The organism is Variovorax terrae, assembly GCF_022809125.1.
In the GTDB taxonomy this organism is placed as follows: domain Bacteria; phylum Pseudomonadota; class Gammaproteobacteria; order Burkholderiales; family Burkholderiaceae_C; genus Variovorax_A; species Variovorax_A terrae.
This window is the reverse complement of sequence record NZ_JALGBI010000001.1, coordinates 339,414-363,131: the sequence shown is the minus strand read 5'-3', so window position 1 is coordinate 363,131 and position 23,718 is coordinate 339,414. Positions and strand designations below refer to the sequence as shown.

The 23,718-nt window shown below is 68.5% G+C and carries 22 protein-coding genes; 6 read left to right on the top strand and 16 right to left on the bottom strand.

What is annotated here, in order from left to right; translation table 11 throughout:
- Positions 1-20: 20 nt before the first annotated feature.
- The 11 genes from MMF98_RS01615 to MMF98_RS01565 all read right to left on the bottom strand — a co-directional run bounded on the left by MMF98_RS01615 (position 21) and on the right by MMF98_RS01565 (position 11,548).
- Positions 21-764: an SDR family oxidoreductase gene (locus MMF98_RS01615; protein ID WP_243303645.1), complete on the bottom strand. Its 744-nt coding sequence runs from the start codon at positions 762-764 to the stop codon at positions 21-23.
- 4 nt (positions 765-768) lie between these two features.
- The gene (locus MMF98_RS01610; RefSeq protein WP_243303636.1) at positions 769-1,578 is read right to left on the bottom strand and encodes an acyl-CoA thioesterase; all 810 of its coding nucleotides are present in this window, start codon (positions 1,576-1,578) and stop codon (positions 769-771) included.
- Positions 1,579-1,607: 29 nt separating this feature from the next.
- On the bottom strand, positions 1,608-2,498 hold the full coding sequence (locus MMF98_RS01605; RefSeq protein WP_243303634.1) for an alpha/beta hydrolase family protein: 891 nt from the start codon (positions 2,496-2,498) through the stop codon (positions 1,608-1,610).
- A 50-nt stretch (positions 2,499-2,548) separates the two neighbouring features.
- Positions 2,549-3,748: an acetyl-CoA C-acyltransferase gene (locus tag MMF98_RS01600; protein WP_243303632.1), complete on the bottom strand. Its 1,200-nt coding sequence runs from the start codon at positions 3,746-3,748 to the stop codon at positions 2,549-2,551.
- Positions 3,749-3,759: 11 nt separating this feature from the next.
- Positions 3,760-4,260, bottom strand: a complete 501-nt coding sequence (locus MMF98_RS01595; protein WP_243303630.1) for a DUF4442 domain-containing protein — start codon at positions 4,258-4,260, stop codon at positions 3,760-3,762.
- A gap of 14 nt (positions 4,261-4,274) precedes the next feature.
- The gene (locus MMF98_RS01590) at positions 4,275-6,674 is read right to left on the bottom strand and encodes a 3-hydroxyacyl-CoA dehydrogenase/enoyl-CoA hydratase family protein (protein WP_243303628.1); all 2,400 of its coding nucleotides are present in this window, start codon (positions 6,672-6,674) and stop codon (positions 4,275-4,277) included.
- Positions 6,675-6,689: 15 nt separating this feature from the next.
- Positions 6,690-7,121, bottom strand: a complete 432-nt coding sequence (locus tag MMF98_RS01585) for a DUF2147 domain-containing protein (protein WP_243303626.1) — start codon at positions 7,119-7,121, stop codon at positions 6,690-6,692.
- Between the two features lie 53 nt (positions 7,122-7,174).
- Positions 7,175-8,971, bottom strand: a complete 1,797-nt coding sequence (locus tag MMF98_RS01580) for an acyl-CoA dehydrogenase C-terminal domain-containing protein (protein ID WP_243303624.1) — start codon at positions 8,969-8,971, stop codon at positions 7,175-7,177.
- A 3-nt stretch (positions 8,972-8,974) separates the two neighbouring features.
- The gene (locus tag MMF98_RS01575; protein WP_243303623.1) at positions 8,975-9,691 is read right to left on the bottom strand and encodes a TetR/AcrR family transcriptional regulator; all 717 of its coding nucleotides are present in this window, start codon (positions 9,689-9,691) and stop codon (positions 8,975-8,977) included.
- A gap of 174 nt (positions 9,692-9,865) precedes the next feature.
- On the bottom strand, positions 9,866-10,714 hold the full coding sequence (locus MMF98_RS01570; RefSeq protein ID WP_243303621.1) for a fumarylacetoacetate hydrolase family protein: 849 nt from the start codon (positions 10,712-10,714) through the stop codon (positions 9,866-9,868).
- Positions 10,715-10,801: 87 nt separating this feature from the next.
- Complete coding sequence (locus MMF98_RS01565) at positions 10,802-11,548, bottom strand: SDR family oxidoreductase (protein WP_243303619.1); 747 nt, start codon at positions 11,546-11,548, stop codon at positions 10,802-10,804.
- A 138-nt stretch (positions 11,549-11,686) separates the two neighbouring features.
- On the opposite strand from MMF98_RS01565, the gene MMF98_RS01560 reads away from it, so the two are divergent.
- The 6 genes from MMF98_RS01560 to MMF98_RS01535 all read left to right on the top strand — a co-directional run bounded on the left by MMF98_RS01560 (position 11,687) and on the right by MMF98_RS01535 (position 18,206).
- Positions 11,687-12,400 carry a FadR/GntR family transcriptional regulator gene (locus tag MMF98_RS01560; RefSeq protein WP_243303617.1) on the top strand — a complete coding sequence of 238 codons (714 nt, stop codon included), beginning with the start codon at positions 11,687-11,689 and terminating at the stop codon, positions 12,398-12,400.
- Positions 12,401-12,437: 37 nt separating this feature from the next.
- Positions 12,438-13,430, top strand: coding sequence for a sialic acid TRAP transporter substrate-binding protein SiaP (locus MMF98_RS01555; RefSeq protein WP_243303615.1), 993 nt, complete (start codon positions 12,438-12,440; stop codon positions 13,428-13,430).
- Positions 13,431-13,537: 107 nt separating this feature from the next.
- The gene (locus MMF98_RS01550; RefSeq protein WP_243303613.1) at positions 13,538-14,095 is read left to right on the top strand and encodes a TRAP transporter small permease; all 558 of its coding nucleotides are present in this window, start codon (positions 13,538-13,540) and stop codon (positions 14,093-14,095) included.
- An 18-nt stretch (positions 14,096-14,113) separates the two neighbouring features.
- A complete protein-coding gene (locus tag MMF98_RS01545; protein ID WP_243303611.1) occupies positions 14,114-15,508 on the top strand; it encodes a TRAP transporter large permease in 1,395 nt (464 codons plus the stop codon).
- A gap of 21 nt (positions 15,509-15,529) precedes the next feature.
- Complete coding sequence (locus MMF98_RS01540) at positions 15,530-17,056, top strand: UxaA family hydrolase (RefSeq protein ID WP_243303609.1); 1,527 nt, start codon at positions 15,530-15,532, stop codon at positions 17,054-17,056.
- A 64-nt stretch (positions 17,057-17,120) separates the two neighbouring features.
- On the top strand, positions 17,121-18,206 hold the full coding sequence (locus tag MMF98_RS01535; protein WP_243303607.1) for a malate/lactate/ureidoglycolate dehydrogenase: 1,086 nt from the start codon (positions 17,121-17,123) through the stop codon (positions 18,204-18,206).
- Positions 18,207-18,281: 75 nt separating this feature from the next.
- Here MMF98_RS01535 and slmA read toward each other — a convergent pair whose 3' ends face one another.
- From slmA to wbaP, 5 genes are all read right to left on the bottom strand, one after another.
- Positions 18,282-18,926, bottom strand: coding sequence for a nucleoid occlusion factor SlmA (gene slmA, locus MMF98_RS01530; protein ID WP_243303604.1), 645 nt, complete (start codon positions 18,924-18,926; stop codon positions 18,282-18,284).
- 176 nt (positions 18,927-19,102) lie between these two features.
- Positions 19,103-20,506: a sensor histidine kinase gene (locus MMF98_RS01525; protein WP_243307251.1), complete on the bottom strand. Its 1,404-nt coding sequence runs from the start codon at positions 20,504-20,506 to the stop codon at positions 19,103-19,105.
- A gap of 11 nt (positions 20,507-20,517) precedes the next feature.
- Positions 20,518-21,216: a response regulator transcription factor gene (locus MMF98_RS01520; RefSeq protein WP_243303595.1), complete on the bottom strand. Its 699-nt coding sequence runs from the start codon at positions 21,214-21,216 to the stop codon at positions 20,518-20,520.
- A gap of 89 nt (positions 21,217-21,305) precedes the next feature.
- Positions 21,306-22,196 carry an acetylglutamate kinase gene (argB, locus tag MMF98_RS01515; RefSeq protein WP_243303594.1) on the bottom strand — a complete coding sequence of 297 codons (891 nt, stop codon included), beginning with the start codon at positions 22,194-22,196 and terminating at the stop codon, positions 21,306-21,308.
- A 52-nt stretch (positions 22,197-22,248) separates the two neighbouring features.
- The gene (gene wbaP / locus MMF98_RS01510; RefSeq protein WP_243303588.1) at positions 22,249-23,706 is read right to left on the bottom strand and encodes an undecaprenyl-phosphate galactose phosphotransferase WbaP; all 1,458 of its coding nucleotides are present in this window, start codon (positions 23,704-23,706) and stop codon (positions 22,249-22,251) included.
- Positions 23,707-23,718 lie beyond the last annotated feature (12 nt).

Below are 23,718 nucleotides of genomic sequence, written 5' to 3'. Positions count from 1 at the left end.
GTCTCCTGCAGTAGGGCAGCTCAGAATTTCTCGGACCAGGGCCGCAGGTCCAGTTCGTGCGTCCAGGCATCGCGCGGCTGGTTGTGCAGCAGCCAGTAATTCTCGGCGATGTGCTCGGGGTTCAGGATGCCGTCCTGGTCTTTTAGCGCATAGCGCTCGGGGAAGTTCTCGCGGATGAATTCGGTGTCGATGGCGCCATCCACCACCACATGGGCCACGTGGATGCCGCGCGGCCCGAGCTCGCGCGCCATGCTCTGGGCCAGCGCGCGCAGCGCATGCTTGGCGCCGGCGAAGGCCGCGAAATTCGCCGCGCCGCGCAGCGAGGCAGTGGCGCCGGTGAAGAGCAGCGTCTGGCGCCGCCCGGGCTCGGCGCGCGCCACCATGCGCTTGGCGACTTCGCGGGCATTGAGAAAGCCGCCCAGGCAGGCCATCTCCCAGATCTTGAAGTACTTGCGCGCGGTTTCGTCCAGGATGCTGCAAGGCACGTTGGCGCCGATGTTGAACACCATGACCTCGATCGGGCCGATGGTGGACTCGATCTGCTCGATCAGTGCCACCACGTCTTCCTCCTTGCGCGCATCGGAGGCAAAGCCGTGGGCCTGGCCGCCATCGGCCCGGATCTGCTCGATCAGCGGCTGCAGCTTGTCCAGGCTGCGGCGCGTCACGCAGGTGGCATAGCCGCCGCGCGCGAAGCGCCGCGCGATGGCGCCGCCGGTGGCGTCGCCGGCGCCGATGATGAGCGCCACGGGAGTCTTCTGGGTCATGGTCTCACTCCTTGTAATAGACCACCTGATGGGTCGTCACCAGCAGTTCGCCGGCCTCGTTCCACAGCTGCGCGGTCTGGTCGAAAAAGCCGTTTCGAAAGGCCTGCGCCCGGGCCTGGCCCAGCAGATGGCTGGTGCCCGTGGCCTGCAGCTGCGCCGCATCGGCGTGGAAATAGATGGTCATGGACACGGTGCCGATCGGCACCATGCTGGCGCGGCGGCGCCACAGGCGCGGAAAGAACACGTCCGACAAGGCCGTGAGCGAGGCGAAGTCCAGCGGGCGCGGCGGCTCGTCGCGCACCCACAGTTGCGTGAGGCTGTCGCGCTCGGTGCCGTCCCATTCGGGCGGAAAGAAGCCGTGCACGAAGCGCAGGTCGTAGCGCTTGACCCACTCCACGCGGCCGTTGCGCATGTCGGCACGGCGCGTCTCGGCCGGACCCGGCACCTGGGGCATGGGTTCGTCGTCGGCGCTCCAGGTGTCGCGGCGCAGCGCAGTGAAGGCGGTGGCGGTGAGCACGGTCTGGCCGTCCTGGCGCATCTCGATGATCCAATGCTGGGTCGAGCGGTTGGTGCGCGCGGGCCGGGCCTCGACCGTGAACGGGCCGTCAGCCAGCGCCGCGGCGAAGTTCACCGTCAACGCCACCGGTTCGCCCAGGCGCTGCGGGTGTTGCAGCACCGCGTTCAGCGCCTGTGCCGCGGTGACGCCGCCGAAGGGGCCGACCATGTTGGCGTAGGCGGCGCTGGTGTGGCCGAGCCAGTTGCCGTCGGGCTGGGCCGCCAGCGCAATGGCCTGGTCGAAGGGATGTGCGCTCATGGTGTCCAAGTGTGAATCAGGGCCGGGGCTCAGACAGTCGTCTGCGCGACGCCGGCGGGCAGCAGATGCAGCGAGTCGAGGGCCGCGATCGCACGCGGCCACAGGCTCTGGCTGAACTGCTCGCGAAAGAAGCCGAAGTGGCCGATGCGCCGCGTCGGCACCTCGGCAGGCGCGATGCGCTCCACCTTGCGCGGCGCATTGGCATAGAAATCGACCAGCGTGTTCGTGCCGCGCAGCGTCATCAGCTCGTCGTCGGTGATGGACAGCGCCAGCACCGGAAACTTCACCGCACCGTAGCTGCGCCGTGCGGCCTCGCCCCCCGCGCCCAGGCTGTACAGCGGGTCCAGGCACCATTTGCGCCATTGCAGGATCACGCCGGCCGGCAGGTCGCCCACCTTGCGCAGGCGGCGGCCGGGAAAGTAGCCGCACAGCCAGGTGGCCAAGGGCACCAGCACATGCCAGAAGTACGGCACCGTGCGCCTGAGCTGGGGCGCATTGTCGCGCCAGTAGCCGCTGCCCGCGGCGATGCTCAGCAGGCCGTCCACCTTGTTCTGATTGCGCAGCAGGCCGGGCAGCTGCGCGCCCAGGCTATGGCCCAGCAGGTACAGCGGCTCGCCCGGCAGCGCGGCCCAGGCGGCGTCGATAACCGCCTCGTAGTCGCGCGTCCAGTCGTGCAGGTCGGCCTTGAAGCCGCGCAGCGTGCCGCCGGGCGTGTCGGGCAGCGAGTCGCCCGAGCCGCGGTAGTCGAAGCTGGTGACGCGAAAGCCCTGCGCCGCCAGCCATTGCGCGAACGGCGTGTAGAAATCCTGGCGCACGCCCATGGCGCCGCCGATCACGATGCTGGCGCGGGCGGGCCCCACGGGCTCATAGGTGCGCACGGCCAGTTGCACGCCGTGGGCATCGATGAAGTACTTGTGCATACCCGTCTCCAGTGAAAGGACCGCTCTGCGGCGGTCTTGCTCCGGTTGAATCAAACGCGCTCGAAAATCCCCGCGGCGCCCTGGCCCATGCCCACGCACATGGTCACCATGCCGTACTTGAGCTGCTTGCGCTGCAGCGCGTGGATCACGGTGGCCGAGCGGATGGCGCCGGTGGCGCCCAGCGGATGGCCCAGCGCGATGGCGCCGCCCATCGGGTTGACCTTGGCCGGGTCCAGGCCCAGCGTGTTGATGACGGCCAGCGACTGCGCGGCGAAGGCCTCGTTGAGTTCGATCCAGTCGATGTCGTCCTGCTTCAGGCCGGCGTAGCGCAGCGCGGCGGGAATGGCCTCGATCGGGCCGATGCCCATGATGTGCGGCGGCACGCCCTTGGAGGCAAAGCTCACGAAGCGCGCCAGCGGCTTGAGGCCGAACTGCTGCACGGCCTTCTCGCTGGCCAGGATCAGCGCGCCGGCGCCGTCGGAGGTCTGCGAGCTGTTGCCGGCGGTGACCGAGCCGCGCGCGGCGAACACGGCGCGCAGCTTGGCCAGGCCTTCCACCGTGGTGTCGGGGCGCGCGCCCTCGTCCAGGCTCACGGTGCGGGTCTTGACGATGGGCTCGCCGCTGTCCAGGTCGGCCGTGCGGTCGGTGGCCTGCACCGGCGTGATCTCGGCGGCGAAGTCGCCGGCCTTCATCGCGGCCAGCGCCTTCATGTGCGACTGGTAGGCGAACTCGTCCTGCGCCTCGCGGCTGACCTTCCACTGGGCCGCCACCTTCTCGGCGGTCAGGCCCATGCCGTAGGCGATGCCCACGTCGCCCTCGCGCTCGAAGATGCTGGGCGACAGCGAGGGCGAATTGCCCATCATCGGCACCATGCTCATGCTCTCGGTGCCGGCGGCGATCATCACGTCGGCCTCGCCCACGCGGATGCGGTCGGCCGCCATCTGCACCGCCGACAGGCCGGAGGCGCAGAAGCGGTTGACGGTGATGCCGCCGATGCTGTTGGGCAGGCCGGCCAGGATGGCGCCGATGCGCGCCACGTTCAGGCCCTGCGCGCCCTCGGGAATCGCGCAGCCGCAGATGATGTCCTCGATGGCCTTGGGGTCCAGCCCCGGCACCTGGGCCATTGCGGCCTGGAGGGTGGTGGCGAGCAGGTCGTCGGGCCGCATGTTGCGGAAGACGCCGCGGTGCGAACGGCCGATCGGCGTGCGCGTGGCGGCCACGATGTAGGCTTCCTGGACTTGTTTGGCCATGATCAATCCTTTCAGTTCTTGCGCGGGCCGGACGGCGTCCAGGCCCAGATGAATTCACAATCGAGCGGGCTGGCGCCGGTGGCATCGGTGAGGGTCACCGCCACGTTCACCTCGCCCTGCTCCAGGGTTTGCAGCTCGGCGCGCTGCGCCGGGTTGAGCTGCGCCACGGCCCGGACTTCGCCCGTGGCACGCTGGCGGAACACCAGGCGGGACGAGCGCAGCAGCGGGATGCTGCCGTCGCGCACGTTCAGGCCCACCGCCAGGCGCGTGGCCGTCTCGGCCAGCAGGTGGATGGCCGAGACATGCAGGTCGCGGCTCTGGTTGTGCACGCGGGGTTCGTCGTCCAGGCTCGCTTCCACGCGTTCGGGCGTGAGCGCCACGAACTTCACGCCGGCCGTGCGCGCGAACGGCACCGAGCGGCGCAGCACCACGTTGCGGTACCAGGACCGGAACAGCGCCGGCACTTCGTCGAGCTGCGCGAGCTGGCGTTGCAGGTCGTTCGGCTCGGACATGGCGGTCCCCGGCATCAGTTGCGCACCGGCTTGCCGGTGTTGAGCATGCCCAGGATGCGCTCCTGGGTCCTGGGGTGCTGCACCAGCTCGCAAAAGGCGCGGCGCTCCAGCGTCATGAGGTATTCCTCGCTCACCAGGGTGTTGGCGTCCACGTCGCCGCCCGCGACCACGTTGGCGATCAGGCTGGCGATGTGGAAGTCGTGCGCGCTGATGAAGCCGCCGTCGCGCATGTTGACCAGTTGACCCTGGATGGTGGCCTTGGCGCTGCGCCCGCCCACCGGGAACTGGCGCTTGTGCGGCGCGCGGTAGCCGGCGCGGAACAGGGCCTTGGCCTCGTTCAGGGCGACGAACAGCAGCTCGTCCTTGTTCGGCACGATGATGTCGCTGTCCAGCAGATAGCCGAGCTTGCGGCTTTCCAGCGCACTGGTGCCGACCTTGGCCATGGCCGCGGCGGTGAAGCCCTCGGTCACGAACTTGAGCAGGTCGCGGTCGGTGGACGCGGCCGAATTCTCGGCGGCGCGGCGCGCGATGTAGGTCAGGCCGCCGGCGCCGGGCACCAGGCCCACGCCGACTTCCACCAGGCCGATGTAGCTTTCCATGGCCACCACGCGGCGCGCGGAATACACCGCTAGCTCGCAGCCGCCGCCCAGCGCCATGCCGCGGATGGCCGAAACCACCGGCACGCTGGCGTAGCGCAGCCTGAGCATGGTGGCCTGCATGAAGCCCTCGGCGTCCTCCACCGCGCTCACACCCACCACCATGAAGGCCGGCAGGATGGCCTGCAGGTCGGCGCCGACCGAGAACGGCTCGTCGCCCGACCAGACCACCAGGCCCTGGTAGTCCTTCTCGGCCGTTTCCACGGCCAAGGTCAGGCCCTCGCAGACATCGGGGCTGATGGCGTGCATCTTGGTCTTGATGCTGGCGATCAGCACTTCATCGTCCAGCGTCCACAGGCGGACGGCGTCATCCTCGTGCACGGTCTTGCCCGCGCTGCGGAAGTCGGGCGCCTGGCTGCCCAGCACGTTCTCCGGGAAATGCTGGCGTTCGTAGACCGGCAGCACACGGCGCGCCTCGAAGCGGCCCGCCGTGGGGTTCCACGAGCCCTGGGGCGTGTGTACGCCGCCGGCCTCGGCCACCGGGCCCTTGAACACCCACTCGGGCAGCGGTGCGCTGCTCAATGCCTTGCCCGCGGCAATGTCCTCCTGGATCATCGTCGCCACCTCGAGCCAGCCGGCCTCCTGCCACAGCTCGAACGGGCCCTGCTTCATGCCGAAGCCCCAGCGCATGGCGAAGTCCACGTCGCGCGCGGTCTCGGCGATGTCGCCCAGGTGCACGGCAGCGTAGTGGAAGCTGTTGCGCAGGATGGCCCAGAGGAAGCGGCCCTGCGCGCCCTCGCTCTCGCGCAGCAGCTTCAGGCGCTGGCCGGCGGGCTTCTTGAGCATGCGGGCATAGACCTCGTCGGCCTTCTGGCCGCCGGGCACGTAGTCCTTCTCGGCCAGGTCGAAGCGCAGCACGTCGCGGCCGACCTTCTTGTAGAAGCCGGCCTTGGTCTTCTGGCCCAGGTTGCCCATCTCCAGCAGGGTCTTGAGCACTTCGGGCGTGCCGAAGCTCGCGTAGAACGGGTCGCTTTTCTCGTCGAGGTTGTCCTGCAGCGTCTTGATGACATGAGCCATGGTGTCCAGGCCCACCACGTCGGCGGTGCGGAAGGTGCCGGAGCTGGCGCGGCCGAGCTTCTTGCCCGTGAGGTCGTCCACCACGTCGTAGCTCAGGCCGAAGTTCTCCACTTCCTTCATCGTGGCCAGCATGCCGGCGATGCCGACGCGGTTGGCGATGAAGTTGGGCGTGTCCTTGGCGCGCACCACGCCCTTGCCCAGGCCGCTGGTGACGAAGGTCTCCAGGTCGTCCAGGATCTGCGGCTCGGTGGTGGGCGTGGCGATCAGCTCCACCAGGTACATGTAGCGCGGCGGGTTGAAGAAGTGGATACCGCAGAAGCGCGGTTTGATTTCCTCAGGCAGCGCCTCGCTCAGCTTGGTGATGCTCAGGCCCGAGGTGTTGGAGGCGACGATGGCATGCGGCGCGATGAAGGGCGCGATCTTCTTGTACAGATCGAGCTTCCAGTCCATACGCTCGGCGATGGCCTCGATGATGAGGTCGCAATCCCTCAGCTGCTCCAGATGCTCCTCGTAGTTGGCCTGGCCGATCAGGGCCGCGTCCTCGGCCACGCCCAGCGGGGCGGGCTTGAGTTTCTTGAGGCCGTCAATGGCTTTGATAACAATGCCATTTTTGGAACCGTCCTTGGCCGGCAGGTCGAACAGCACCACCGGCACCTTGACGTTGACGAGGTGGGCAGCTATCTGCGCGCCCATCACGCCTGCGCCGAGCACGGCGACTTTCTTTACCTGGAAACGTGACATTGATGTGTTCCTTGTCTACTGCACGCGGACCCAAGTCTGGGTCCGGAAAAAGGGGCCGATGTAGCCGCGCACCTGCAGCTTGGCGCCGCCGTCCAGCGGGGCCATGCGCAGGGTGTAGGTCTTGCCGTTGTCGGGGTCGAGGATGTTGCCGCCCTCCCAGACGTCCTGGCCTTCGGCCTTCTTGGCGCCGCGGATGACCTCCATGCCGAGCTTGGGCTTGCCCTTGCGGTCGTCCGTGCACAGCTCGCAGGTGGGCACGGGCGAGGGCACGATCGCCTTCTCGATCACGCCGGCCAGCACCCCGTTGCCGGTGTCGCGGATGCGGATCTCGGCCTTGGGCTCGCCGCTCTTGTCGTCGATGCTGCGCCACAGGCCCACGGGCGTCATCTGGGCCAGCACCGGCATCGCGAGTGCTGCAAAAAAGATAGCAAACAATGACCGCTGCATGTGGACCTCCTTGGGATTTGACTCTGAATTCACCGATCCGGCCACGCCAGGGCTCATGCCAGCGCGGCGTCCGTGTCCATCAGCGCCTTGCTGCCCGCGCGGGCCGTGCGCATCAGCGTCGCCGTTTCGGGGAACAGCTTGGCGAAGTAGAAGCGCGCGGTCTGCAGCTTGCCTTGGTAGAACGGATCGGGGTTGCCCGCGGCGATCTCGCGCAGCGCAGTCTGCGCCATGCGGGCCCAGAAGTAGCCGAACACCAGGTGGCCGGCCACGCGCAGGTAGTCCACCGCGGCGGCGCCCACCTCGTCAGGGTTCTGCAGGCCCTTGAAGCCGATCTCGGTGGTGAACTTGGTCATCTGGTCGCCCAGGTAGGCGATGGGGTTGATGAACTCGGCCATCTTCTCGTTGACGCCTTCTTCCTCCACCAGCGCCGCCACCAGCTTGCCGAACTTCTTGAGCGAGGCGCCGTTGTTGCCCAGGATCTTGCGCCCCAGCAGGTCGAGCGCCTGGATGCCGTTGGTGCCTTCGTAGATCATGTTGATGCGCGCATCGCGCACGAACTGCTCCATGCCCCATTCCTTGATGAAGCCGTGGCCGCCGAAAACCTGCTGGCTCTGGGTGGTGGCGCTCCAGCCGTTGTCGGTCAGGAAGGCCTTGACGATGGGCGTGAGCAGGGCCACCAGCTCGGCGCTGTCCTTGCGCACCTTCTCGTCGGGATGGTTCAGTTCCTTGTCGATCAGCAGCGTGCAGAACAGCAGCAGCGCGCGGCCGCCCTCGGCGTAGGCCTTGGCGGTGAGCAGCATGCGGCGCACGTCGGGGTGCACGATGATCGGGTCCGCCGGCTTGTCCTTGGCCTTGACGCCTGAGAGGCTGCGCATCTGCAGGCGGTCCTTGGCATAGGCCAGGGCGTTCTGGTAGGCCACTTCGGTGAGGCCCAGCGACTGGTTGCCCACGCCCAGGCGCGCGGCATTCATCATCACGAACATGGCGGCCAGGCCCTTGTTGGGCTCGCCCACCAGCGTGCCCACCGCGCCGTCGAGCACGATCTGCGCCGTGGCGTTGCCGTGGATGCCCATCTTGTGCTCCAGGCCGCCGCAGTAGATGCTGTTGCGCTCGCCCAGCGAGCCGTCGGCCTTGACGTGGAACTTGGGCACGATGAACAGGCTGATGCCCTTGCTGCCCTTGGGCGCGTCCGGCAGGCGCGCCAGCACCAGGTGCACGATGTTGGCGGTCATGTCGTGCTCGCCGGCGCTGATGAAGATCTTGTTGCCGGTGAGCCGGTAGGTGCCGTCGCCCTGCGGCTCGGCCTTGGTGCGCAGCAGGCCCAGGTCGGTGCCGCAGTGCGCCTCGGTCAGGCACATGGTGCCGGTCCACTCGCCGCTGGTGAGCTTGGGCAGGTAGGTCTTCTTCTGCTCTTCCGTGCCGTGCGCGTGCAGGGCCTCGTAGGCGCCGTGCGACAGGCCGGGGTACATGGCCCAGGCTTGGTTGGCGCTGTTGAGCATTTCGTACAGGCACTGGTTCAGCACCAGCGGCAGGCCCTGGCCGCCATACTCGGGATCGCAGGACAGGGCGGCCCAGCCACCTTCCACGTACTGGGCGTAGGCCTCCTTGAAGCCCTGGGGCGTGGCGACGGCGTGGGTCTCGCGGTCGTAGGCGCAGCCGGTCTCGTCGCCGCTGATGTTCAGCGGGAACGTCACCGTGGCGGCGAACTTGCCGGCCTCTTCGATCACGGCATTGATGGTGTCGGCATCGACCTCGGCATGCCGCGGCATCAGCTTGTATTCGTCGGTGACCTTGAGCACCTCGTGCATCACAAACTGCATGTCGCGCAGGGGCGGGTTGTAGGTGGGCATGATTTACTCCTTGCTGCCTTTGGATTTGGAAGAAACGGTGCGCTTCGCGGGCGAAGCGGCTGCGGTGGAAGACGGCGCGGCGTAGCCGGCCAGGATGTTGTCGAAGCCCCGCACGGCGCGCTCGATCGAGCCCGGGGCCTTGAGGAAGCGCGCCTCGTAGTGCAGCGCGAGGATCAGGCCATGGATCTCGAACAGCATCTGGTCCACGTCGGTGCCGGGCAGCAGGTGCCCCTCCTCCTTGGCCACGGCCACCGCGCGGTGCATGGCGGCCAGCCAGGTCTTGACCGAGCCGGCCAGCGCATCGCGCACCGGGCCGGGCCGGTCGTCGAACTCGACCGCGCCGCTGATGTAGAGGCAGCCCGAGTCGATCTCGACCGAGGTGCGCTTCATCCAGTTGCCGAACAGCGCGCGCACGCGCGGCAGGCCGCGCGGCGCCTGCATGGCGGGGTAGAACACCTCGTCCTCGAAGCGCGTGTGGTACTCGCGGATGACGGAGATCTGCAGTTCCTCGCGCGAGCCGAAGTGGGCGAACACGCCCGACTTGCTCATCTGCGTGACCTCGGCCAGCGCGCCGATGCTCAGGCCTTCCAGCCCGATCTGGGTGGCCAGGCCGAGCGCGGCATCCACGATGGCGGCCTTGGTCTGCTGGCCTTTTTGCAGGGCCCGGCCTTCCCGGCTGCCGGGACGGGCGGTTTTGACGGGCAAGTCAGTGACAAACATGGGATTCATGCAAATAAAAACGAACGATCGTTCTATTTTGCACGAATTCCGTGACGCCAACGTGACCTGGGGATTATTTCTAGAGACCGCGGACTAGGCGGCCAAGGGGTAAACCCTTGAATTCAGCGGTGGCAGGCGCTGCGAATGCGCCGGCCACCGGGGCAATGGGACAACCTAAAGCTTGAACGGCACCACCAGCTGGCGCTGCTCGCCCAGGCCCTCGATGCCCAGGGTCATCACGTCGCCCTTCTTCAGGAACACCGGCGGCTTCATTCCCAGGCCGACGCCGGGCGGCGTGCCGGTGGTGATCACGTCGCCGGGCTCCAGCGTCATGAACTGGCTGACGTAGCTCACCAGCTTGGCCACGCCGAAGATCATGGTTTTCGTGCTGCCGTCCTGCACGCGCCGGCCGTTGAGGTCAAGCCAGAGCTTGAGCTTCTGCGGGTTCTCCACCTCGTCGCGCGTCACCAGCCAGGGGCCGATCGGGCCGAAGGTGTCGCAGCCCTTGCCCTTGTCCCACTGCGGGCCGCGCTCGAGCTGGAACTCGCGCTCGCTCACGTCGTTGACCACGCAGTAGCCCGCCACATGGTCGAGCGCGGCCTTCTGCGACACATAGCGGGCCCGCGTGCCGATGACCACGCCGAGCTCGACTTCCCAGTCGGACTTGACCGAGCCCTTGGGCAGCATCACCGGGTCGTTCGCGCCCTGGATGCAGCTCGTGGCCTTCATGAAGACGATGGGCTCCTTAGGGATCGGCGAGCCGGTCTCGGCCGCATGGTCGGAGTAGTTCAGGCCGATGGCGATGAACTTGCCGATGCCGGCCACCGGCGCGCCGAAGCGCGGCTTGCCGCGCACCAGCGGCAGCTTGTCGGCCTTGAGCTTGCGCAGTTTGGCCAGCGCCGCATCGCCGAGCTGGCCCGGGCCGATGTCGGGGACGACCGCGCTGAGGTCGCGCAGCCGGCCTTCGGCGTCGATGAGGCCCGGTTTTTCCTTGCCGGGGTTGCCATAGCGAACGAGTTTCATTCTTTTCCTTTCTGCTTGTCAGGGATTGCACACGGGGCGTGCCTGCCGGACTGTACGCGCTCACGCGGCCGGCCGGCTCAGGCCCGCTCAGATCGTCATGCCGCCGTCCACCGAAAACACCTGGCCGGTGGCGAACACCGATTCGTCGCTGGCGAGGTAGACCACGATGGGCGCGATCTCGTGGGCCTGGGCCAGCCGCCCCATCGGCTGGCGCGCCACGAAGTTTTTGCGCGCTTCGGCCGGGTCGTCATAGCTGTTGATGCGCTCGGCCAGCGAGGGCGTGTCCACCGTGCCCGGGGCAATGGCATTGCAGCGGATGCCGCGGCCCACGAAGTCGGCCGCCACGCTCTTGGTCAGGCCGACCACGGCGGCCTTGGAGGCGCCGTAGATGAAGCGGCTGGGCAGGCCCTTGAGGCTGCCGCAGACGCTGGCCATGTTGATGATGCTGCCGCCGCCCTGGCCGCCGCGGTTGGCCAGCATGCGCGGCAGCGCGGCCTGGATCGCCCAGAACTGCGAGCGCACGTTGAGGTTGAACGCGAAGTCCCATTCCTCGTCGGTGGCCTGCAGGATGGTGCCGTTGTGCACGAAGCCCGCGCAGTTGAACAGCACGTCGAGCGCCGGCAGTTGCGCCACCAGCCGCTCGATGGCGGCCTTGTCCAGCACGTCGAGCGGAGCCGTGCGCACATTGGCGATGCCGTCGTAGCCGTCCAGCAGCCGGGGGTTGAGGTCGGTCGCCCAGACCTGGGCGCCCTGTGCCGCCAGCGCCAGCGCGCTCGCGCGGCCGATGCCCTGGCCGGCCGCGGTGACCAGCGCTGTCTTGCTTTTGAGTCTCATGAGTGCCTCTCCGAATCAGCGGGCGGCGCCGCTGCGGCGCCTTCAGGGTTTTGCCGGATATGGGAGCGTTCCGGTTCATGGGATTATGAATTGGCCTGACCACTTGGCCACTTCTGGCTAACCCTTAACACCCCCGCCGTGCCGCTGCAAATCGTCGAATCCCAACGCCTGTACCGCCAGATCGCGGACCAGTTGCGCAAGCTCATCAGCGCGGGCGAGTTCGCCGTCGGCGCGCGCCTGCCGGCCGAGCGCGACCTGGCGCGCCAGCTCGGCGTGAGCCGGCCTTCGGTGCGCGAGGCGCTGATCGCGCTGGAGGTGGAAGGCTGGGTCGAGGTGCTCACGGGATCCGGCGTCTACGTGATCGAGCGCGCCGCGCAGGACGCCGGCCCGGCGTCCAACGAGTGGGGCCCGCTGGAGCTGATTCGCGCGCGCCGCGTGATCGAGGGCGAAACCGCCGCCCTCGCCGCCGCGCAGGGCCGGCGCAAGGATCTTGAGGCCCTGGGCCGCGCGCTCGACGCGATGCGCGCCGAAGCCGCGCGCGGCGTGGCGCCGCTGGACGGCGACCGCGCCTTCCACATGGCGATCGTGCAGGCCAGCGACAACGGCGTGCTGGTGGACACCGTGCAGGGCTTCTGGGAGTCGCGCCGCGGGCCGCTGTTCGAGCGGCTGGGCGATTATTTCGAAACCGTGCAGTCCTGGCGCTCGGCCATCGCCGAGCACGAGGCGATCCACGACGCCATCCGCGCGCACGACGCCGAGGCGGCGCGCGCCGCGATGCACCGGCACCTGGACAAGTCGCATGCCCGATTCAGCGCGAGCTGGCGCCGCGCGAAGAAGAACCACCCACCCTGAGGCCAGCATCTTCCCATCCACCATCGAGGAGACATTCATGAGCAAGCGGATCGCTATCAAGACAATAGCTGCCTGCGCCCTGCTGACGGGGACGTTCGGCGCTTTCGGCATCGCCCACGCGCAGACCAAGCTGAAATGGGCCCATGTGTACGAAACCTCCGAGCCGTTCCACAAGTACTCGGTCTGGGCCGGCGAGGAGATCAAGAAGCGCACCAACGGCAAGTACGAGATCCAGGTGTTTCCCGCCTCCAGCCTGGGCAAGGAGGCCGACATCAACCAGGGCCTGACCCTGGGCACGGTGGACATCATCCTGACCGGCGCGAGCTTCGCCGGCAACAGCTACAAGCCGCTGGCCATCACCTACTTCCCGTTCATCTTCCGCGATGCCGAGCACCAGCTCAAGTACGCCAAGAGCGACGTGTTCCTGGAGCTGGCCAAGGGCTACGACGACAAGACCGGCAACCACATCACGGCGCTCAACTACTACGGCGCGCGCCACGTGACCTCCAGCGCCGCGCGGCCCGTGAGCAAGCCCGAGGACATGAAGGGCCTGAAGATCCGCGTGCCCGACGCCCCGGCCTACCTGGCCTTCCCGAAATCGCTGGGCGCCAACGCCACGCCGATCGCCTTCGCCGAGGTCTACCTCGCGCTGCAGAACGGCACCGTGGACGCGCAGGAGAACCCGCTGCCCACGATCGAGGCCAAGAAGTTCTTCGAGGTGCAGAAGAACATCTCGCTGACCGGCCACATCATCGACTCGCTGCTCACCGTGGTGGGCGGCCCGCTGTGGAGCAAGCTGTCGGCCGACGAGAAGAAGATCTTCACCGAGGTGATGCAGGAGGCCGCCGAGAAGACGGGCCGCGAGATCATCGCCTCCGAAGCCCGGCTCACCGAGGAGTTCAAGAAGAAGGGCAACAACGTGATCACGGTGGACAAGAACGCCTTCCGCGAAGCCGTGCTCAAGAACACCAAGCCGACCGACCACGGCTACCGCCAGCAGGACTACGACCGCATCCTCGCGATCAAGTGACACCCACCGCCGGGCCGGCACACGGCGTGCCGCCGGCTCCGCGGGCGCCTGCGAACGGGTTTCGCCGCGCTCCCCCCTGAAGCGGCACGCGCCTTGGAGAGCTGGACATGGCTGAAGCAAAAATCATTGACGACGACGGGCATTTCCATGCCGAGGACGAGGCGGTGGACCTGTCGGACACCATCGCCGAGGGCTGGATCGCGCTGGCGCTGTTCTGGCTGCTCGGCCTCACGGTGTTCTACCAGTTCGTCACCCGCTACGTGCTGAACGACTCGGCCGCCTGGACCGAAGAGGTGGCGCGCTACATGCTGATCGGCGTGGTCTTCATCGGCGCGGCGATCGGGGTGGCGAAGAACAACCAGATCCAGGTCGATTTCTTCTACCGCCACATGCCCGCCGCGATAGGGCGCTGGCTGTCGCGCGCGGTGGACGTGCTGCGCACTGCCTTCTTCGCCGCGGCGGCCGTGATGACGGTGCAGATGATGCTCAAGATCGGCGGCAACACCCGCATGACCATCGTGGACGCGCCGATGAACATCGTCTACGGCGTCTGCCTGTTCGGCTTCGTCGCCATGGCCTGGCGCTCGGTGCAGGTCACGCGCGTGCACTGGCGGCGCGGCTACAGCGTGCTCGAGCGCCCCGAATCCTCGCTGGCCGACCACTGACCCGACCAAGGCCCCCTCATGCTCAAGATCTTCTTCCTGTTCTTCATGGCCGGCGGCATCCCGGTGGCCATCGCCATGGCCGGCGCCTCGCTGGCTTTCATCCTGCTCTCGGGCAACCTGCCGCCATTCGTGGTGATCCACCGCATGGTCAGCGGCATCGACAGCTTCCCGCTGCTGGCCGTGCCCTTCTTCATCCTGGCCGGCAACCTGATGAACAACGCCGGCATCACCACCCGCATCTACAACTTCGCGCTCGCGCTGGTGGGCTGGCTCAAGGGCGGCCTGGGCCACGTGAACATCGTGGGCTCGGTGGTGTTCGCCGGCATGAGCGGCACGGCCATCGCCGACGCGGCCGGCCTGGGCACGATCGAGATCAAGGCCATGAAGGAGCACGGCTACAGCACCGAGTTCGCGGTCGGCGTCACCGCGGCCTCGGCCACGCTGGGGCCCATCATTCCGCCGAGCCTGCCGTTCGTGATCTACGGGATGATGGGCAACGTCTCGGTCGGCGCGCTGTTCCTGGCCGGCTTGCTGCCCGGCGCGATCATGACCGTGCTGATGATGCTCACGGTGGCCTGGTACGCCCACAAGAACCAGTGGGGCCGCGACGTGGCCTTCTCCAGCCCGCGCCTGATCAAGGCGCTGTCGGAGCTGGCCGTGGTGATCGGCTGGCCGCTGTTGCTGTGGGTCGTGATCGACAAGTTCGGCGCGCCAGCCCAGATCTCCGTCTTCATCGGCCTGGCCTCGCTGTTCGTGGTCGACCGGATCTTCCGCTTCGAGGCCCTGCTGCCCATCATGACGCCGGTGCTGCTGATCGGCGGCATGACCACCGGCCTGTTCACGCCCACCGAAGGCGCGATCGCGGCCTGCGTCTGGGCCATGATCCTGGGCTTCGCCTGGTACCGCACGCTGCACTGGAAGATGTTCGTCAAGGTCTGCCTGGACACCATCGAGACCACGGCCACGGTGCTGTTCATCGTGGCGGCCGCCTCGATCTTCGGCTGGATGCTGACCGCCACCGGCGTCACGGCCGAGATCGCGCAGTGGGTGCTGGGCTTCACCCGGGACGCCTGGGTGTTCCTGCTGCTGGCCAACCTGTTGATGCTGTTCGTGGGCTGCTTCCTGGAGCCGACGGCGGCCATCACCATCCTCGTGCCCATCCTGCTGCCGATCGCGACCCAGCTGGGCATCGACCCGGTGCACTTCGGCCTGGTGATGGTGCTCAACCTGATGATCGGCCTGCTGCACCCGCCCATGGGCATGGTGCTGTTCGTGCTGGCGCGCGTGGCGGGGCTGTCGTTCGAACGCACCACCCTGGCCATCCTGCCCTGGCTGGTGCCGCTGCTGATCAGCCTGGTCATCATCACCTACGTGCCGTCAGTGGTGCTGTGGATCCCCAGGATGTTCTTCTGACGGCCGCGGAGCTTGCCCCCCATGACCCCTTTCATCCGACTCCACCCCGCCGACGACGTGGTGATCGCGCGCAACCAGCTCGTCGGCGGCGCCGCGGTCGAGGGCTTCACCGTGCGCGGCCTGGTGCCGGCCGGCCACAAGGTCGCGGCCCGCGCCCTGGGGCCCGGCGAGCCGGTGCGGCGCTACAACCAGATCATCGGCTTCGCGAGCCGGCCGATCGCGCCCGGCGACCACGTGCACACGCACAACCTCGACATGGGGCCCGACAAGGGCCAGTTCGAGCGCGACTACGCCTACGGCAGCGACCTCAAGCCCGCGCCGGCGCGGCGCGAAGCCCGCTTCATGGGCATCCGGCGCGCGGACGGCCGCGTCGCCACGCGCAACTACATCGGCATCCTGTCCAGCGTGAACTGCTCGGCCACGGCGGCGCGCGCCATCGCCGACCATTTCTCGCGCCAGACGAACCCCGCGGCGCTGGCGCCCTTCCCGAACGTGGACGGGGTGGTGGCCCTGACCCACGGCACCGGCTGCGGCATGGACACCGAGGGGCTGGGCATGCAGATCCTGGAGCGCACGCTGGCCGGCTACGCCACCCACGCCAACTTCTGGGGCGTGCTGGTGGTGGGCCTGGGCTGCGAGGCCAACCAGATCAACGCCTGGCTGGCCCACAGCCGCCTGCGCGAGGGCGACACGCTCAAGGTGTTCAACATCCAGGACACCGGCGGCACGCGCAGGACGGTGGAAAAGGGCATCGCGCTGGTGCAGCAGATGCTGCCGCGCGCCAACCAGGTGCAGCGCGAGCCCTGCGGCGCCGAGCACATCACCATCGGCCTGCAGTGCGGCGGCTCGGACGGCTACTCGGGCATCAGCGCCAACCCGGCGCTGGGCGCGGCGGTGGACCTGCTGGTGGCGCATGGCGGCACGGCCATCCTGAGCGAGACGCCCGAGATCTACGGCGCCGAGCACCTGCTGACGCGCCGCGCCGTGCGGCCCGAGGTCGGCCAGAAGCTGGTCGAGCGCATCCGCTGGTGGGAGCACTACACCGCGATCAACCAGGGCGAGATGAACAACAACCCCTCGCCCGGCAACAAGGCCGGCGGCCTCACCACCATCCTGGAGAAATCGCTGGGCGCGGTCGCCAAGGGCGGCACCAGCAACCTGGAGGCGGTGTACGAATACGCCGAGCCGGTGGCGGCCCGCGGCTTCGTCTACATGGACACGCCGGGCTACGACCCGGTCAGCGCCACCGGCCAGGTGGCGGGCGGCGCCAACCTGATCTGCTTCACCACCGGGCGCGGCAGCGCCTACGGCTGCGCGCCCTCGCCCTCGCTCAAGCTCGCCACCAACAGCGCGCTGTGGCAGCGCCAGGAGGAGGACATGGACATCAACTGCGGCGAGATCATCGACGGCACGGCCTCGATCCAGGCCATGGGCCAGCGCATCTTCGAGCTGGTGCTGGCCACCGCCTCGGGCGAGCCGACCAAGAGCGAGCGCCACGGCTACGGGCAGAACGAATTCGTGCCCTGGCAGGTCGGCGCGGTGATGTAGCCGGCCTGCCCGGGCCGCGCGCACGGCGGCGCCGGCAATCCTCTTGCGATGGAGCCTCGTTTTTATGGAAAAAGTGTTCGAAGTCCAGGCGCTGCGGTCATGGGTTGCTACCATTTTGAGAGCAGCCGGCAGCCAGCCCGGCGAAGCCGACACGGTCGCCGCCAACCTGGTGCTGGCCAACCTGAGCGGCCACGACTCGCATGGCGTGGGCATGCTGCCGCGCTATGTGGACGCGGTGCTCGAAGGCGGCCTGAAGCCCAACACCGGCATCAAGACCCTGCTCGACGGCGGCACGCTGCTGAGCCTGGACGGCCAGCGCGGCTACGGCCAGGTGGTGGGCGCGCAAGCCATGGAACTCGGCCTGGCGCGCGCCCGCGCGCACGGCAGCTGCATCATGGCGCTGGCCAACGCACACCACCTGGGCCGCATCGGCCATTTCGCCGAGATGGCGGTGGCGCAGGGGCTGGTGTCGCTGCACTTCGTCAACGTGCTGTCGCGCCCCGTGGTGGCGCCCTGGGGCGGCGCGGACGGCCGCTACGGCACCAACCCCTGCTGCATCGGCGTGCCGCTCGCGGGCCGCCCGCCGTTCGTGCTCGACTTCGCCACCAGCCGCGTGGCGCAGGGCAAGATGCGCGTGGCCCACAACAAGGGCGAGCGCGTGGCGCCGGGCCTGCTGATCGACCCGGCGGGCCAACCCACCACCGACCCGGGCGTGGTGGTGGTGCCGCAGCCGCCGGCCGGCCCCGGCGCGGGCCTGTTCGGCGCGCTGATGCCGTTTGGCGAGCACAAGGGCTACGGCCTGGCCGTGGCCTGCGAGCTGCTGGGCGGCGCGCTCACGGGCGGCGGCACCTGGCACGCGCCGGCGGATGCCGCGCGCGCGGTGGTGAACGGCATGCTGACGGTGCTGATCGACCCGGCGCGGCTGGGCACGCAGGCTGCGTTCGAGCAGGAGGCGCTGGCCTTCATGGACTGGCTCCGCCAGAGCCCGCCGGCGCCCGGCTTCGAGACGGCGGTGCAGACGGCCGGCGAGCCCGAGCGCGCGGCGCGCCTGCGGCGCGAGCACAGCGGCATCACGCTGGACGGGCAGACCTGGCAGGAGATGGTGGACGCCGGCCGCAAGCTGGGCCTGGAGCCCGGCAGCGAAGCCTGAATCGTGTCTGGCGCGGAAATTTCAGGCCAAAACGGCCGGATGTCCTTGTCCCCTGGTGCTCGGCAGCTATTGTTTTTATAGCATCCGGGCCAGGCTGGCTTCCAGGTGCTCGGACGGCGCGCGCCGGAAGCCCGAGCGCGCGAAGCGCTGCAGCCGGCCGACCGCGAACGCGGTGAGCACCGAGGCCCGCACCTGGGCATCGACGCTGGGGGTGGCCGAGCCGTCGCTCTCCGCCGCCGCGCGCAGGCTCTGCTTGAGCGTGGCCTCGATCTTGTCGAAGAACTGGTTCATGCGCTGCTGCAGGCGCTCGTTCTCGAACACCAGCGCATCGCCGACCATGACGCGCGTCATGCCCGGGTTCTTCTCGGCGAACTGCAGCAGCATGGCGACCATCTTGGAGGCCTGGACGGCCCCCGCCGGCTCGCGCTCGGTGATCTGGTTGACCAGGGAGAACACGCTCTGCTCGATGAATTCGATCAGCCCCTCGAACATCTGCGCCTTGCTGGCGAAGTGGCGGTACAGCGCCGCCTCGCTCACCTCGAGCCGCGCTGCCAGCGCCGCCGTGGTGATGCGCTCGGCGCCCGGCTGCTCCAGCATGGTGGCCAGCGCCTGCAGGATCTGCACCCGGCGCTCGCCCGGCTTGGGGCGCTTGCGCACAGGCGTCGCGGCGGCCTCGCCGGCAGAACTGGAGGGGGGAGTGCTGAGTTCGACGTCGGGCATGGTGGAGGGGCTGCGTGTTCGGTGGATTCTCGCACAGCCCATCGGGGGCGCCGGGCGGCAGAACCGGGGCGGCCGGCCGGGGGCCTGTCGCCGGCAAACGGCCCCCGGCGGGCTCCGCCAGGCGCCCCTGGATCAAGGGTTTTCACTGAACCCGGGCGTTGCGCCGAACTGACGCTTCAGCCCTTGAACACCAGCGTGGCCCTCAGCCCGCGCCCGCCCTGGCCGCTGCGCAGCTCCAGCGGGCTGCCGTGCACCCGCGCGATCTCGTCGGCGATCGCCAGGCCCAGGCCGTTGCCCTCGCCCTGGGTGCCGAGCACGCGGTAGAAGCGCTCGAGCACGCGGGGGCGTTCGGCCGGCACCACGCCGGGGCCGTCGTCCTCGACCTCCAGGAACGGCGCCCCGTCGCGCCGCCCGCAGCGGATGGTGACGGTGCCGCCCTCGGGCGTGTACTTGACGGCGTTGTCGACCAGGTTGCCCAGCAGCTCGCGCAGCAGCCAGTCGTGGCCCATGACCTGCGCCCGCTGGGCGTCGAGCCCGAGGTCGATGCGCTTGGCGGTAGCGGCGTCCAGGTAGGCTTCGAGCAGGCTCTCGCACAGGTCCTTCAGGTCCACGCGCTGCATCGGCTGGGCCTCCATGCTGCGGGCGTCGGCGCGCGACAGGGCCAGCAGCTGGTTGGCCAGCTGCGAGGTGCGGCGCGTGGCGCCGCGCAGCTTGTAGATCTGCTCCGCTTTCAGGTTGATGGCATCCTGCGGCGGCCCGCCCTGGACCGCGGGCTGGTTCCTGCGGTTGTTCACGGCCTGGGCCCAGGCCTCCACCTGGGCCTGCAGGCCGGCCAGCGGCGTGCGCAGCTGGTGCGCCGCATCGGCCACGAAGCGGCGCTGGCTCTCGGCCTGCGCGTTGACCAGGCCGAACAGCCGGTTGAGCGACTGCACCAGCGGGCGCACCTCGTCGGGCGAGGCCTGCTCGTCGATGGCGCTCAGGTCGCGCGGCGAACGCCGCTCCACGGCCTCCTTGAGCTCGATCAGCGGGCGCAGCGCGCGCCGCACGCTCCAGCCGACGGCGAAGGCGGCCGCGGCCAGCAGCACCAGGTTGGGCAGCAGCACCTTCAGCAGCACCGAGCGCATCCATTGCTGGCGCGAGTCGGAGCCATCGGCCAGCTGCACCACCATCTCGCCCGCCGCTGTGTCCACGCGCTGGGCCACGATGCGGTAGACCACGCCGGTGTCCTCGTCGCTGCGGAACTCCGGCTCGCGCGTGGCCGGCAGCGGGCCCACCAGCCAGCCATCGCCATGCTGCAGCCGGCCTTCCAGGTCGGACACGCTGTAGGTCGAGACGCCGGAGCGCTCCTTGAGGAATTCTTCCACCGGCGGCGCCAGCAGCAGCACCGGCGGATCGCCCGGCTGGGTGCCGGGCGCCACCACCGAATCGGCCAGCAGTGGCACCAGCCGCAGCAGCTGGCGGTCCTGCTGCAGCGCCGCGTTGTCGGCCGAGCGGTAGTCAAGCCAGGCGTTGAGCAGCGACAGCAGGAACAGCGGAACCAGCAGCATGACCAGCAGGCGGCGCTGCAGCCCCGAGGTCATGGCCGTGGCGGTCATGCCCGTCCCTGCAACTCCAGCCGGTAGCCGAACCCGCGGATCGAGCGCAGCGCCACGCCGTGCGGCTCGAGCTTGCCGCGCAGGCGCGAGATGTAGACCTCCACCGCGTTGGGGGTGATTTCGCGGTCCCAGCCGGTCAGGGCCTGCAGCAGCTTGTCCTTGCTGGCGGGCTTGGGGGCGTTGATCAGCAGGTATTCGAGCACCGTCCACTCGCGCGGGCCGAGCTCGATGGGCAGGCCGGGCGCATGGGCCTCGGTGCCGTTGCGGATGCAGGCGCGGCGGTTCGCGGTGTCCAGCTCCAGCGGGCCGAAACTCAGCACCGCCGTGGTGGCCGCCTGCGAGCGGCGCAGCAGCGCGCGCAGCCGCGCCAGCAGCTCGGGCAGCTCGAACGGCTTGATCATGTAGTCGTCGGCGCCCATGTCCAGCCCCTGCACGCGGTCGTGCAGCGCGTCGCGCGCGGTCAGCACCAGCACCGGCAGGGTGTGGCCCTCGCGGCGCAGCAGCCGCGTGAGCTCCAGGCCGTCCATCTTGGGCAGGCCGATGTCGACGATGGCCGCATCGAAGGATTCGCTCCTGAGCACCTCCTCGGCGCGCTCACCGCTGCCCACCCAGTCCACCGCATAGCCGGCGTCGGTAAGCCCCAGCTTGATGCCGCTGGCCACCATCACGTCGTCTTCGACCAGGAGAAGCCGCATCTCGATGACCTAGAAAAAACGGAAATCAGAGACCGCCAAGGCCAGCGGCCACCGGGGAACCGGCTTCGCCGGGCGGCTGGGGCGGCTCATCAGTGCGACCGGATCATGGTGCCGTAGGCCTGGTCGGTCAGGATCTCCAGCAGCATGGCATGCGGCACCCGGCCGTCGATGATGTGCACTGCGTTCACGCCGCTCTTGGCGGCATCCAGCGCACCGCTGATCTTGGGCAGCATGCCGCCGGAGATGGTGCCGTCGGCGAACAGCTCGTCGATCTCGCGCGCGGTGAGGTCGGTCAGCAGCTGGCCCGACTTGTCCAGCACGCCGGGCGTGTTGGTCAGCAGCACCAGCTTCTCGGCCTTGAGCACGGTGGCCAGCTTGCCGGCCACCACGTCGGCATTGATGTTGTAGCTCTCGTTCTGCTCGCCGAAACCGATCGGGCTGATGACGGGAATGAAGGCGTCGTCCTGCAGCGCCTTGACCACGCTGGGGTCGATCGACACGATGTCACCGACCTGGCCTACGTCGTGCTCCTTGGCCGGATCGTCCTTGTCCACCATCTTGAGCTTCTGCGCGCGGATCAGCCCGCCGTCGCGCCCGGTCAGGCCCACGGCCTTGCCGCCGGCCTGGTTGATCAGGCCCACGATGTCCTGCTGCACCTCGCCGGCCAGCACCCACTCCACCACTTCCATGGTCTCGGCGTCAGTGACGCGCATGCCCTGGATGAACGTGCCCTTCTTGCCCAGGCGATTGAGCGCCGTCTCGATCTGCGGCCCGCCGCCGTGCACCACCACCGGGTTCATGCCCACCAGCTTGAGCAGCACCACGTCCTCGGCAAAGTCGGCTTGCAGGGCCGGGTCGGTCATGGCGTTGCCACCGTACTTGATGACCATGGTCTTGCCATGGAACTTTCGGATGTACGGCAGGGCCTGGGCCAGGATTTCGGCCTTGTCGCGGGGGGTGACGGGAAGAGTGTCGGTCATGGCAGTCACAGAGATTGAAGGTGTTCAGTCCGCAAATTGTGCCGTATCGGCGCTACATGGCGCCACGGGCCGTCAGCACCACCCGCACTGTCTTCAGCAGGATCACCCAGTCCACCCACAGGGACCAGTTGCGTGCATACCAGCTGTCCAGCATGGAACGCTGCGCGAAGGTGGTGCTGCTGCGGCCGCTGACCTGCCAGAGCCCGGTCATGCCGGGCTTGACCTGCAGGTACAAGGCCATGGCGTCCGGCAGGTACTCGGACAGCTCGCGCCGCAGCAGGGGGCGCGGCCCCACCAGGCTCATGTCGCCGCGCAGCACGTTCCACAGCTGAGGCAGTTCGTCGACGCTGGCACGGCGGATCCAGCGCCCGACCCCGAGCACCCGGGGGTCGTCGGGTAGCTTGAAATTGCTGGCTTCGTAGCGCCGGTAGAGCTCGGGCTGGCTGGTTTTCCAGGACTCCAGAATGGCATCCGCGTCTTTCACCATCGAGCGGAACTTGATGAACTCGAAGTCTTTGCCGTCTCCGCCGACCCGCGGCTGGGTGTAGATCACCGGTGCACCGTCTTCGCGCCAGATCCGCCAGACCACCCAGGCCATCAGCGGGGAGAGCAACAACAGCAAGGCGCCAGACACCAGCACATCGATGCTGCGCTTCATCCAGCGCGACGACCGGCTGAACAGCTTGTGCTGCAGCCGCAAAAACAACACATCGTTACTAAAAAAGTGCTGGGCCTGCATGCCCTGCACAGGCAGGCCCTGGAGCGCGGGGACGACGAAGATCTCGAGCTGGGCGCCATGCAGCAGCCCGACGATAGGGCCGGCCTGCCGCTGCATATGGTCGTCCAGCGCCACCACGATCGCCTCGCAATCCAGTCGGCGCGCCATGGCTTCCAGGTCTCCATCCATGCGGTGCACAGGCATGGCATCCGGCTGAAGGCCGGCCTCGGATGCTCCCGTTCCGGCCTCCATGTCGACCAGCCCCGCGACCCGCAGGCCCATGTGCCGTTCCCGGCGCACGGCCTCGCAGGCCTGCCGGGCGTTGTCCCCGGCCCCCACCATCAGTGCCTGGCGCACCCAGTAGCCCGAGCGGATCAGCCATTCGCGCGCCAGCAGCCGCCCCAGCGGCAGCATCAGCAGCACAAAGGCCCAGGCCAGCACCGGGACCGTCCGGGTGTTGCTGAGCTGCACGAAGAAGTTCAGCGCGAAATTCACCAGCGCCACCATGACGATCAGCCGCCAGGCCACACGCGTTTCCTCCCAGAAGGCAGAGCGTCGGGTGTACTGCCCCCCCACGGCCAGGGACACCACCACCAGCAGCGTCATCAGGGTATACACCACCCCTCCCAGCGTCGAAAGGGGAAACCACTCGGAAAACTGAGCCCGCCCCACTCCGGAGGCGACCGCCACAGCCAGCACCCAGGCCCAGAACATGGCGGCGAGGTCCGCCAGCAGCAATGCGGCCGCCCGGATCTGCTTCCTGTGGCCGTTAAAATTCGGTTTGTTCGCCATTAGGGAAATGAA

Excerpts from the sequence above, each read along its gene's own strand:
- MMF98_RS01595 (WP_243303630.1), bottom strand. The coding sequence starts at position 4,260 with ATGTCCGAGCCGAACGACCTGCAACGCCAGCTCGCGCAGCTCGACGAA.
- MMF98_RS01550 (WP_243303613.1), top strand. The coding sequence starts at position 13,538 with ATGGCTGAAGCAAAAATCATTGACGACGACGGGCATTTCCATGCCGAG.
- wbaP (WP_243303588.1), bottom strand. The coding sequence starts at position 23,706 with ATGGCGAACAAACCGAATTTTAACGGCCACAGGAAGCAGATCCGGGCG.
- MMF98_RS01525 (WP_243307251.1), bottom strand. The coding sequence starts at position 20,506 with ATGACCTCGGGGCTGCAGCGCCGCCTGCTGGTCATGCTGCTGGTTCCG.
- MMF98_RS01555 (WP_243303615.1), top strand. The coding sequence starts at position 12,438 with ATGAGCAAGCGGATCGCTATCAAGACAATAGCTGCCTGCGCCCTGCTG.
- MMF98_RS01570 (WP_243303621.1), bottom strand. The coding sequence starts at position 10,714 with ATGAAACTCGTTCGCTATGGCAACCCCGGCAAGGAAAAACCGGGCCTC.
- MMF98_RS01540 (WP_243303609.1), top strand. The coding sequence starts at position 15,530 with ATGACCCCTTTCATCCGACTCCACCCCGCCGACGACGTGGTGATCGCG.
- MMF98_RS01565 (WP_243303619.1), bottom strand. The coding sequence starts at position 11,548 with ATGAGACTCAAAAGCAAGACAGCGCTGGTCACCGCGGCCGGCCAGGGC.
- MMF98_RS01605 (WP_243303634.1), bottom strand. The coding sequence starts at position 2,498 with ATGCACAAGTACTTCATCGATGCCCACGGCGTGCAACTGGCCGTGCGC.
- MMF98_RS01610 (WP_243303636.1), bottom strand. The coding sequence starts at position 1,578 with ATGAGCGCACATCCCTTCGACCAGGCCATTGCGCTGGCGGCCCAGCCC.
- MMF98_RS01535 (WP_243303607.1), top strand. The coding sequence starts at position 17,121 with ATGGAAAAAGTGTTCGAAGTCCAGGCGCTGCGGTCATGGGTTGCTACC.
- MMF98_RS01580 (WP_243303624.1), bottom strand. The coding sequence starts at position 8,971 with ATGCCCACCTACAACCCGCCCCTGCGCGACATGCAGTTTGTGATGCAC.
- slmA (WP_243303604.1), bottom strand. The coding sequence starts at position 18,926 with ATGCCCGACGTCGAACTCAGCACTCCCCCCTCCAGTTCTGCCGGCGAG.
- argB (WP_243303594.1), bottom strand. The coding sequence starts at position 22,196 with ATGACCGACACTCTTCCCGTCACCCCCCGCGACAAGGCCGAAATCCTG.
- MMF98_RS01615 (WP_243303645.1), bottom strand. The coding sequence starts at position 764 with ATGACCCAGAAGACTCCCGTGGCGCTCATCATCGGCGCCGGCGACGCC.
- MMF98_RS01590 (WP_243303628.1), bottom strand. The coding sequence starts at position 6,674 with ATGTCACGTTTCCAGGTAAAGAAAGTCGCCGTGCTCGGCGCAGGCGTG.
- MMF98_RS01545 (WP_243303611.1), top strand. The coding sequence starts at position 14,114 with ATGCTCAAGATCTTCTTCCTGTTCTTCATGGCCGGCGGCATCCCGGTG.
- MMF98_RS01575 (WP_243303623.1), bottom strand. The coding sequence starts at position 9,691 with ATGTTTGTCACTGACTTGCCCGTCAAAACCGCCCGTCCCGGCAGCCGG.
- MMF98_RS01520 (WP_243303595.1), bottom strand. The coding sequence starts at position 21,216 with ATGCGGCTTCTCCTGGTCGAAGACGACGTGATGGTGGCCAGCGGCATC.
- MMF98_RS01600 (WP_243303632.1), bottom strand. The coding sequence starts at position 3,748 with ATGGCCAAACAAGTCCAGGAAGCCTACATCGTGGCCGCCACGCGCACG.
- MMF98_RS01585 (WP_243303626.1), bottom strand. The coding sequence starts at position 7,121 with ATGCAGCGGTCATTGTTTGCTATCTTTTTTGCAGCACTCGCGATGCCG.